Genomic DNA, 10,596 nt, shown 5'->3' with positions numbered 1-10,596 from the left:
GCGAGGTGGGGGGAGGCATTATAGCGACGCTCAAATTCGTAGCGATTGAGGTGGTCGCCATTTTCTAAGGGAGGCAGTTTGGTTCTGAGGTCGAATTGAACCATAAGGATTATGGGTAAGCTTAGCCTCTATGATAAGCGATGCTTTGGGCGATGCTTGCTCATAGGGCTAGTAGCTTGTGTATCGCAGGGAGTTTCGGTAGGCTGCTGCTTTAGGGCTACAGCTTAGAATGGTAGTAATTCTGTAGTCACATTCCGTTATGAGTGTTTCGTTATGGTTAGTGCAGCTCCTTTAGTGAAACAACCTGTGCCCCAGCCTGTCGGTGAACAGCGTGTGGTGTTGCGATCGCTTACCTGGCAAGGATATTTGGCGGTTCGACAGTCCCTCAGCCCTGATCGTAATACACGCCTGACTTACTCCCAAGGAACGTTAGAAATCACGATGCCGCTTGAGATTCATGAATTTTCGGCTTGGTTAATCGGGCGCTTCATTTATATTTTGGCATCGGAGTTTGGCATGAAACTCAAGACTATGGGGTCTACCACCTTGGATCGAGAGATGCTTGATCGCTCCAGTGAGCCAGATGCAGCCTATTACATTCAGAATCAGCCGTTGGTAGCGGGACGGGATGTGGATTTAGATAAGGATCCGCCACCGGATTTGATTGTGGAGGTAGATATTACTCACACGGATATTGATAAGCTACGGCTATATGCGGCGATGAGGGTACCGGAGTTTTGGCGATACAACGGTGAGGTTTGGCGGATTTATTGTTTACAGCAGGATCACTATATTGAAGCTGAAATGAGCCCTACGTTTCCTAAGGTGCCAAAGATAAAGCTATATGAGTTTTTGACAGTGGCTCGTTTGGATGAGATGGAAGCTGATCGGATTTTAAGAGAGTGGGTGCGATCGCTAGGACACAGCTAGACCATTTAACTGATCATTTGTGATGTCTCAGCGCAAAGACTTCAACAAAGTGAGAGTCGCATTGCATAGGACACACCCATACTGTGATACGAGTTATAAGCTTGGTGATAAAACGTCTTGAAGGCTTGTTAGAGTACTAGCAGGTCGTGCCTGTAAAATTCTTATCTCTTAGTTTATGTTTCTTAGGAATTATTGCAAGGACGCAACAAGCGAGAGCAGGCTTCTCAACATAACCCTCGCTTGTCTTCATTGCGATTATCTAACTGGTTCTAAGTTTTAGGAAAGTCGCTTTCTAAGTCCTAGGGCAGACAGACCAAACAGTGCCAACGCCGACACAACACCTGGTTCAGGCACCGGGACAACAGTTCCTTCTGAGGTGAGCAATAATGAAATCTCATCATTGTATACACGACGCTCAGTGCCTAGCACATTGTAGTTACTGTCAAGTAGCGGAAAGCTATACACCGGAGTAAAGGTAACTGCAGTGTTTTTTCCATGACGCTCAAGATTTACTTCAAGATGGCCATAGTGCTTACCCCCTTCAAGGATTTGTAAAACACCATCAACCTCTTGCCACAGCTCGGGTGCATCCTGGTCAGCCGTCCATTGGCTAAAAGAGTTATATCCTAAGGGTTGGCCATCCTCTGTGCGAACTGCGCCACGCAGACCGTCACCGGCAATCCCAACATCGTAGTATTGCACGCCAACGCCATCGCCATCTTCATCCACAAAGCTGCGCTCGAACATTTCGCTATGGCCTGAGAAAACAGCAACAACACCATACTCTTCAAATAGAGGATGGTACTGACGCAAGGGTGTTCCCCCCTGACCACTGGAAAGCTCATGGTTCATCGCAAAACCATGGGTACCGCTAGAGTAAGGGGCATGGTGGAACTGGGCAAAGATGATTTGTCCCTGAGCCCGAGCATCTTCAAGCTGTTCAATTACCCAATTCCACTGGGGGCTGCCAGGGTTAAAGTCAGCCAAGTCAGTGCCACCAGCCGCTTCATACTGTTCACGAGTATAGTTTTGCTGAGTATCAGTACCAGGGCCAGTAAATTCCAGACCGCTGATTTTTGGAGGCTGACCTTCACCACCATAGTTATCGCGGGTATCATCCGGCTCACCATTAGAACTATCTAAAGTGAGAATCGTAATCGGGCCGTAGTCAATGCGGTAGTAGTTGTCTTGATGTTCAGGTGTGCCATTGTCAGGCGCATCAAAGTACGTGTGGAACTTATCACGACCAAACTTAGGCCCAAAGCGACCATCCTCATCAAGACCATAGCCACCATTAAGAGCACCAAAGTTCTCCCAATTGCCTAGGGCAGGCAGCAATGGATACTCAGATAAACCACTATCAAACTCACCCGCATTGTGACGGAAGAACTCATCCCAGCCAGGCTGATAGCCGCCACCCTGCATCAGATCTCCAGGCATCATCAAGAAGTCGGGCTGACGACTATTGACAATAGCCAAGTTGGCCGCATACCCCTCTGTTTCAGTCAGGGCATAGCGGAGGCGAGTCCCTGTTGTACCAAAGGTTTCAGCCCACAGGCTAGTCTCTGGATCGGGACGAGCTGCTGACCCTGGTGCCAAAGCACCCTGCTGCCAATCACGACCAATTAGACGCCCTGCCGGTTGAGTTTCACTATCAGCAAAGGTAATAAAGCGAATGCTGTCCCAATCATCTGCAGTGGGCGCTGTTTTGAACGTAGAGTTGAAGACATTGTCACCCAGGGCAACGGTGTAATCGTAGGTGGTATTAGGTGCTAAGCCACGTACATCAATCGTGTGCTTGTAGCTATTATCACCCAGTAACCAGGACCCTGGCTCTAGATCACCAATTTCCTGAGCCCTTTCGGCATTGGTGTAAGCCAAAACGGGTTCTAAAGAAGGATTACTAGCGAATGTGAGGGGTGTAGTGAGATCGGTCCCTGTAATCGTGAGGGTACCAGCAACATCTTCTTCAGTGAACCAGGTGAAGTACATGCCATCGGAAGACGGCTGTTGCAAATAGGGATTTACGCGAAAGGTGGCTGCCTGGGCAGGTGCAACAGCTATTAGGCTCGTGCTTAGGGTTGCTAACAGAGCATGACTAAACAGCTTAAAACGATTTGAGGGCATAAGCTCAATAGATAGATGTGATGTTCTTGAAATCAGGGGCGTTGCTGATCCGAACTATGATTTCAGCTGAAAGACACTGCTAAATAGCGCGTCTTCCAGCTCGGTTCATCCCAGCAGCGGTAAAGGCTGGAAGGAGGCTTCTCAGCGGGCGAAAAATACGCCAGTAATGAGGATCAAATGAGAAGAACTTTAATAAAAGATTAACTGAAGTTGATTAACTGGTCTTTCTCTTTTAAGAACAGCTTATCTTCAAAGAAACTTCACGCTGTTAGGCTGTCTATTAGCCTAGCTTCACAAAAAGTCCAATGGATAGACCTGACTGGCTGATTGTAGCTCCATTGCGATGGGGAGCTGTGTTCATTGGCTACGAGACATTGGGAGAAGAATAGAATTTCCAGGTTTCCTACTGCGCTAGATTCTGATTGAGGCGAGCGGCGATTTCATCACCGATTTCATCTGAACTCTATGTCAGGAGGATATTGCTCGATGAAAATATCGACTTTCTGATCGTAACGAAAGGCTGAGTGTCGGTCGGTCAGATTTTCCCACATCCTGAAAGTCTACGAGCTATATAGGCTATGATAATTTAATGTTGTTTTTTAATACCAATCTTCGATCAACAATTCAGCTATCCTAGAAAACTCTTTTACGTTATGGGTAACTAGGGTTGCGCCTCGGCATTTGGCTATACCTGCTATCAAGGTGTCTATTGGTCCAATGGGGGTACCAGCTTTTTCTAGTTGAGCTCGAATTAGGGCGGCGCATCTTGATGATTGCTGATCAAAAGGCAGAATAACAATTTGGCTAATCAGATTATCTAATAGTTGTTGGCGCGGTTCTGGGTTTTGAGAGTTGGCAATGCCGACGTATAACTCAAACAAAACTACGGTTGGAATGGCAATTTCATTGGGGGAGGTAGTCTCTATTCGTGTGGCAACCTGGCCCATACCTTTGAAAAAGTAAATCAGCGTATTGGTGTCTAGGACGTACATTAAAATGTTTCCCTGGGTGAATCCTGACCCAGATCTGCTCTGATTTCTTCACTAGTAGGGAAATCAGGCCAGGCACCAGCACATTCTTTGACTAGGGTGTTCCAGGTTGACTGTTGCTCTTGACTATAGGTAGCCTCCTTTGCCTGAGATTCTTGCCAGTCAAGGAAGTTTACAAACTCTAGGATGATTTGTAGCTTAGAGGTGGATAAGCGTCGTAGCTTACTTACAATTGTCTCAATTATGGCTTCCATAAAGGTTTCACCTCCCAATCAATTGATGCTCAATCAACTTCTACTGTAGCGCTCACTCTGATAATCGTCGAAATGTCAATTGAGTAGAACCTATGTACCGATTTCTAGTTTTCTTAGAAAATAAAAGCGCTCTTGATTGCCCTGATACTTGCGTCTTAGACAACCTGTAAAGGGAGATGCTAATTCTACTAACAGGTCTCGCACCTCTTTCTTTTTCGAAAAATTTGGAATTTCATCGTCTGTATGCATGTGATTGAAGGCAACACGTACATGTTCAACGCTTACTGGTTCATTGTTTTCTTTCTCAGAAGCACTTTTAACAGCCTCTACCAAGAGTGAACGAACATTAAGTTGTTGCCATACAGAATCAATAAACCGGTTGAGTTTTTGATCTGCTTCCTCCGAAAATGGCTCTGTAGTTAAAGTAGCATGCAAATCTTCAGCATAAAAAGAGTGTTTATAAGAGATTTTAAGTTCAACCAACCGCTGTAGCGTTTCTGGCCGAAAAACATTCATTCGGTATACAACTCATAGTCCTTACTCAAACGCCGAAATCGATTGAGCCAACCAAATGTTCGTTCAACGATCCAGCGCTTTGGTAAGATCTCAAATCCCTTCGACTTTCGCTCAATAACTTCAACACGAACCGACTCTCCACAAACTTGTTTAATCGCATTGGCAAAATTCTTTCCCGAATAGTCTTGAACTACCCAGACAACCTTTAACTTGGAGAGTACTTCTATCGACTCATCAAACACCACAACCCTCCCTAACCGCTCAGACATATTAGCTTCGGTGACTAACATGCCAATCAGTAACCCTTGGGAATCTACGACGATATGCCGCTTATGGCCTTTAACTTTCTTGCCACCGTCATAGCCGTAGACACCCCCCTTTTTAAGGATTGACTAACTGTGATCTCATTTTTTCAGTCTATCTTTATAAATCAGCTCTTATCACGACCGTTTCAACCATTCTGAGATTAATGGAAGCCATCGGCGAATAATCCTTCCAGTGATTGGCAAGCTTTTAAACAAATCTTAGCCAGAAACATTACAAATCAGGCAGGAATCTACTCAGACGATGCTGAAGGTAAAGTCCAGATAGATAGGGAAAACCGTACGTCACAGACCAGTACATAGAAGCTACGCTATCGATGAAGGGCACCGTTAAGATGTCTGTCCTACCTTGCAACTAAAGCATCCCTGCCAAGGAGCGAAAAATTATGGAACCTCTGATTGACTGGCTGCAGCAGATCGACACCTCAATGCTCGGTGACCTTAGTGACCTTGACTTGACTAACCTGGCCACTTACGGTGTGCTCGCCTTGGCGCTAGCAGGTATCGTTTGGACGACCGCAAAGAATTTAGTACGGTTTGTATGGCAGAAAACTGAAGGAATTATCGGGTTTGTCGTTAGCACCCTGGTTGTTGTCTCTCTGTGGTACACCTTACTCCGGGTCCACGTCAGTATCTCCTTCAACCTTGATAAAGAAGTTTTTGACAATCTGCTTTGGTTCTCTGCAATTCTGTTTACTCCTTACTATTTAATCCATTACAAATTACTCACAGGTTTTCTACTAGCTATCGTTAGAAGTCTAGAGCTTGTGCTAGATCTGCTAGTGTTCTCATGGTTTCCACAAAAAGCGGAACAGAATCGTGAGAAGTGGAGAAGTCGTATCAGCAGCCTGTATCAAAGCTGGAAAGACAGCATCGGAGATTTCTTTCACACAAAAGATGCCGCCATGCCAACAGCTGAGATAGCAGAGGCGGTAAAGGAAAACACTGATTCAGACGTAGCCTCTTCAGAAAAGACAGAAACTACTGGAGACGTCGGGCCACAAGCTACAACTTAGCGATCTCACCACCCCTAACTTTGTAACCCTCCTAACTACTCAGCCATTGGTTAGGAGGGTTAAGGTATCAGTAGCCGATTTTACAGGCGGAGTCTACCATAAAACACAGTTCGGGAATTATGAGTACCTCTCATGCCTAGACAACGGTTAAATCGTCGTACCCTTTTACAGCTGGGGCCTGTCACCCTAGTCTCCTTCCTATCGGCCACCTGCAGCCGGTCCCTCAATAACACGACTCGTCAAACAGCTCAGGCCACCCCCGCCTGTGGTGACGATCTGATGACACCCTCCCAGACGGCAGGCCCCTTCTACACCCCCGATTCTCCAGAACGACAATCCCTGCTAGAGCCAGGTTTTTCGGGCACAGCGATGGTGCTCGCCGGTCAGGTGCTCTCGTCCCAATGTGTGCCGATTGCCGGTGCTCTAGTCGATTGCTGGCATACTGACGATCAGGGTAATTATGACAATAGCGGCTATCGGTTTCGCGGCCATCAGTTCACAGACGCAGACGGACGCTACCAAATTGAAACCATCGTGCCAGGCATCTACCCTGGGCGCACCCGTCACTTTCATATTAAAGTACAGGCCCCTAATCAGCCGGTTCTAACTACACAGCTTTACTTTCCAGAAGAACCTGCCAACCAAAGAGATTTTCTCTTTAACCCAGTTTTGCTCATGGCTGTAGACAATAGCAATGATCTTAAACAAGCTACCTTCAACTTTGTTCTGGAAACGGCCTGAGCAATTTATTTGGGGTTAGTGTGACAATGAAGCAACCTGAGCCAGAGATAGTAAAACACATCAGTACCTGTTTATGGCCACCACCGTTGAGCCCATCCAACGTCTTGAGTAAAACACGTCGTCGGTAATCGGCCTTATCCCCAGCTATTGCAGAACTTCAGCTGAATTTAACTCAAATTGAATTTTCCCTGCTACTTTGATGAAAAGACAGGGCTCAATGCCTCACACCTTGGAGCAGATAGATGGTAGCTACACTTGAGTTTGAAAATGGCGATCAGATGCCAATTTTAGGATTGGGCACCTGGAAGTCGTCGCCGGGCGATGTTTATAAGGCGGTTAAGACCGCGATCGCAGCAGGCTATCGCCATATCGACTGTGCCCATATCTATGGCAATGAAGCGGAAATCGGTCGGGCTCTATCAGAATCATTTAGCGAGGGCATCGTTACCCGAGAGCAAATGTGGATCACCTCAAAGCTCTGGAATGATTCCCATGCGCCTGAGAATGTGCGCCCAGCCCTGGAAGAAACTCTTGTGAACCTGCAGTTAGATTATCTGGACCTGTACTTGATCCACTGGCCGGTAGCGATGAAAAAGGGAGCCTCGTTTCCCCTAACAGCAGAAAAATTAGTCTCGCCTGAGGTTCTACCAATTTTAATTACCTGGAGTGAGATGGAAGTGCTGGCAGATGAAGGGCTATGCCGTCATATCGGGGTATCGAACTTTAGTACGGCAAAACTTCAGGATTTGCTAGAAAATGCCCGGCTCAAGCCGGAAATGAACCAGATTGAGCTGCATCCTTATCTACAACAGCCGACAATGCTGGATTTTTGCCAGGCCAATACTATCTATCTCACCGCCTATTCTCCCCTGGGTTCATCCGACCGCCCAGACAGTCTAAAGGCAGATGATGAGCCGGTTTTGTTGGAAAACTCGACAATTGTTGCGATCGCTAAACAGCATGGAGTCACCCCTGCCCAGGTGCTGATCAGCTGGGCGATTCATCGGGGTACTGCCGTCATCCCTAAATCAGTCAATCCTGCCCGTATCCAACAAAACCTGGCAGCGGCAGACCTATCCCTGACGCCAGCAGACATACAGGCAATCGCTGCGCTTGATCTAAATCGCCGCTATGTAAGTGGTGATTTTTGGCAAGTTGAAGGCGGGCCTTATACGCTGGCTGCCCTATGGGATATGTAGTGCAGGTCTTTTGTTAAAGAGAATGGCTGCTGCTGTCATCTAGGCGAGACCACGGCGAGATCACCATGGGGTAGGGCAAGGGACAGCAGCATTGAGGGCGGAGGAATGAGGGCAGAAGAATAAGGAAAGTATTCAGAGCAATGACAATGGCTTAATCTTCGCCGCCTTCGCCGCCTTCGCCACCTTCTTCGTCTTCACCCTCTTCTTCGTCTTCACCTTCGTCGTCGCCTTCGCCACCTTCACCACCTTCAGGGGCAACGTCTTCCACATCAGGAGCTGATTCTGTGGCGTCATCACCTTCTCCCCCTGCGCCACCACAAGCGCTAAGAACAGCAACCATACCTACAGACAAGAAGAGTTCCAGGGGCTTTAATCGCTTTTTCATAATGTACCTGCGCTAAATGTAATTTCATTAAGGGTGAATATATTACTGAGACTATAATTAGCAAGACTTAATGTCAATTAAGGGGTAGAGACTAGTTTGTCTCTTCTCGTGACTACAAACGATAAAACTGCACGGTGCGATCGCATGTCCATATCCAGTTCAGCTTCTCAAAAAACCATGGCTGCTAGCGAGCAGACGCTGCAAAGCATGATGCAGCAGGCGAATATCCCCAGCCAGCGAGCCCTGGCGGAGAAAGCCAATGTCTCTCGCTGGCAGATTCAACAGCTGCGTCAGGGTAAGATTAAAACCATGCGAGTTGTCGTTCTCAAACAACTAGCAACGGCCCTCGACTGTTCACTCAATGAACTACTCCACGTCTTTGATACCGAGCAACCCCAGATAGAACCAACAGGTATAAACACAGTTATCAATAACGACAACAATGATGAAGTAACCCGCCTACGACAAGAGTATAGTCGCCTGGAACAGCGTTTAAACCAGCAGAGTGAGCACCTGCACCACCAGTTTCAAACCGATGCCCTACGCGTGCTAGAATCCTGGCTAACATACTGGCCAACAGCTGCAAAAGCCGCTCTGGACCACGACGGATTTGATGCGAAGAAATTACTACCGTTAGTCAACCCCATAGAGCGACTGGTGAAAAGCTGGGGGGTAACTACGATTGGCATCGTTGGCGAACAGCTCGCCTATGACCCCCAACAGCACCAGTTAGCCAGGGGTGTTGCTCACCCTGGCGATCTAGTTCGGATTAGTCACATTGGCTATCTCCACGGAGAGACTTTACTTCAACGGGTTAAAGTCGTACCGCTCAATCCTTAAACGAACATTCCACCGTAATTTGTAAATTGGCCTCAGCACTCCCTTCAGTGATGTAAGGAATACCGGATGAACCCGCAATTTTAAGACCAAATTCAAGATTGACTTTGTCAACATTACCGCTACCCAATTCCTTAAAGGCGTTTAAAACGTAGCGAGTGTATTGGGTGATGGTATTTTTTACCGTGGGCAGCTGTCTTTGCATACTTGCGGACAGTGCTCCTTTAGACACCCGTCCTGACTCGGCCTCACCCACAGGGGCACTGGGGACATCGGTACGGTCCGCCGCTTCAATATAGATCGTCGTACCATCTTCTAAAACGATAGGTGCTAGTTGAGACATGGGAATAGATGTCCTGTTAGGTGTAGATACTGCTCTTTCTATGCCCAGTTTCTAGGACACCCTACCGGCCACTTCACACCAATCACCATGTGAGCTCGTCACCATAGCTGACTCACTATTGAAAATCCATATTATTTATTTATCTAAATACAATGTAGTGGCTAATTTTAGATCTTTAATGGAAACTGTAGCCAACTATTTGAGTATTGATTTATCATTATCGCAATCCTTAGTCCTTATTATTTAATCAGATTTAGCCATAAGATACGGGTTTAATAGGCATTTCCAAAGATTATCCCTCGCCATCTGAGCATAAACACTTGACCAACCTGGTAGCTCTAAATAAGAATGAGTATCATCCAAGCAGCGCAAGCTAATCGGTTTTGGAGTATGTAGCCCAGACAGTGCAGCTCAGGCGAAGCCTTCCCAGAGGAGACCCCTATGTCTTTCTATTCCGATGATGTATGGAAAGCAGAGCTAAATGCCCGAGGCTATCGCTCTACACCTCAACGTCAGAAAATTCTCAATATTTTTCAGACCCTGAACCAGGGCAATCATTTAAGTGCTGAAGATCTCCATGAAGTGCTGAAAGGGGATGGCGAGCGGATTAGTTTATCGACGGTTTATCGAACGCTGCATCTATTGGTGTATATGGGTTTATTGAGGGAATTAGAATTGGCTGAAGGACACAAGCACTACGAACTCAACCGCCCACTTCGGGATCACCATCACCACCTGGTGTGTGTCCAGTGTGGGCAAACCCTGGAATTCCAGGAAAATAACATTGATCGCATTGGGCAGGGACAGGCAGACAGCTCTGGCTATCATGTTTTAGACTGCCAGCTCATGCTCTATGGGGTATGTCCGAGCTGCAAATCGCGGGCTAAAACGATACGAGATAACTGAGATTAATCGGAAATATTCTTAACATTTTCT

Annotated in this window: 12 protein-coding genes and 1 pseudogene; 6 read left to right on the top strand and 7 right to left on the bottom strand. The window is 46.9% G+C overall.

Going from position 1 to position 10,596, the window contains the following annotated elements; translation table 11 throughout:
- The first annotated feature begins 273 nt into the window (after positions 1-273).
- Complete coding sequence (locus tag N836_RS70060; RefSeq protein ID WP_023076628.1) at positions 274-930, top strand: Uma2 family endonuclease; 657 nt, start codon at positions 274-276, stop codon at positions 928-930.
- 276 nt (positions 931-1,206) lie between these two features.
- Here N836_RS70060 and N836_RS70055 read toward each other — a convergent pair whose 3' ends face one another.
- From N836_RS70055 to N836_RS70035, 5 genes and pseudogenes are all read right to left on the bottom strand, one after another.
- Positions 1,207-3,057 (bottom strand): metallophosphoesterase family protein, encoded by a 1,851-nt coding sequence (locus N836_RS70055; protein ID WP_023076627.1) that lies wholly within the window; start codon positions 3,055-3,057, stop codon positions 1,207-1,209.
- Between the two features lie 599 nt (positions 3,058-3,656).
- Positions 3,657-4,049: a type II toxin-antitoxin system VapC family toxin gene (locus tag N836_RS70050; RefSeq protein WP_023076626.1), complete on the bottom strand. Its 393-nt coding sequence runs from the start codon at positions 4,047-4,049 to the stop codon at positions 3,657-3,659.
- On the bottom strand, positions 4,049-4,300 hold the full coding sequence (locus N836_RS70045) for a hypothetical protein (protein WP_023076625.1): 252 nt from the start codon (positions 4,298-4,300) through the stop codon (positions 4,049-4,051). Before N836_RS70045 ends, N836_RS70050 begins: the two co-directional genes overlap by 1 nt.
- Before the next feature lie 90 nt (positions 4,301-4,390).
- Positions 4,391-4,816 (bottom strand): hypothetical protein, encoded by a 426-nt coding sequence (locus tag N836_RS70040; RefSeq protein WP_023076624.1) that lies wholly within the window; start codon positions 4,814-4,816, stop codon positions 4,391-4,393.
- Positions 4,816-5,199 (bottom strand): annotated as a pseudogene (locus N836_RS70035) (transposase); the annotation flags it as partial. The pseudogene N836_RS70035 and the gene N836_RS70040, both read right to left, overlap by 1 nt.
- A gap of 326 nt (positions 5,200-5,525) precedes the next feature.
- On the opposite strand from N836_RS70035, the gene N836_RS70030 reads away from it, so the two are divergent.
- The 3 genes from N836_RS70030 (at position 5,526) to N836_RS70020 (ending at position 8,095) form a co-directional block, all read left to right on the top strand.
- Positions 5,526-6,155 (top strand): hypothetical protein, encoded by a 630-nt coding sequence (locus tag N836_RS70030; protein ID WP_023076622.1) that lies wholly within the window; start codon positions 5,526-5,528, stop codon positions 6,153-6,155.
- A 132-nt stretch (positions 6,156-6,287) separates the two neighbouring features.
- Entirely contained in the window at positions 6,288-6,896 is a 609-nt protein-coding gene (locus N836_RS70025) for a dioxygenase family protein (protein ID WP_023076621.1), read from the top strand.
- Positions 6,897-7,138: 242 nt separating this feature from the next.
- The gene (locus tag N836_RS70020) at positions 7,139-8,095 is read left to right on the top strand and encodes an aldo/keto reductase (RefSeq protein WP_023076620.1); all 957 of its coding nucleotides are present in this window, start codon (positions 7,139-7,141) and stop codon (positions 8,093-8,095) included.
- Positions 8,096-8,246: 151 nt separating this feature from the next.
- Here N836_RS70020 and N836_RS70015 read toward each other — a convergent pair whose 3' ends face one another.
- Positions 8,247-8,480 carry a hypothetical protein gene (locus N836_RS70015; protein WP_023076619.1) on the bottom strand — a complete coding sequence of 78 codons (234 nt, stop codon included), beginning with the start codon at positions 8,478-8,480 and terminating at the stop codon, positions 8,247-8,249.
- 177 nt (positions 8,481-8,657) lie between these two features.
- On the opposite strand from N836_RS70015, the gene N836_RS70010 reads away from it, so the two are divergent.
- Complete coding sequence (locus N836_RS70010; protein WP_023076618.1) at positions 8,658-9,320, top strand: helix-turn-helix domain-containing protein; 663 nt, start codon at positions 8,658-8,660, stop codon at positions 9,318-9,320.
- Here N836_RS70010 and N836_RS70005 read toward each other — a convergent pair.
- Positions 9,310-9,660: a CU044_2847 family protein gene (locus N836_RS70005; RefSeq protein ID WP_023076617.1), complete on the bottom strand. Its 351-nt coding sequence runs from the start codon at positions 9,658-9,660 to the stop codon at positions 9,310-9,312. The genes N836_RS70010 and N836_RS70005 overlap by 11 nt on opposite strands.
- 441 nt (positions 9,661-10,101) lie before the next feature.
- On the opposite strand from N836_RS70005, the gene N836_RS70000 reads away from it, so the two are divergent.
- A complete protein-coding gene (locus N836_RS70000; protein ID WP_023076616.1) occupies positions 10,102-10,566 on the top strand; it encodes a Fur family transcriptional regulator in 465 nt (154 codons plus the stop codon).
- Positions 10,567-10,596: the final 30 nt, after the last annotated feature.

It is taken from the genome of Leptolyngbya sp. Heron Island J, from assembly GCF_000482245.1.
Classification (GTDB): Bacteria; Cyanobacteriota; Cyanobacteriia; order Phormidesmidales; family Phormidesmidaceae; genus Leptothoe.
The sequence above is the reverse complement of the archived record's forward strand: the minus strand, read 5'-3'. Positions and strand labels throughout refer to the sequence as shown.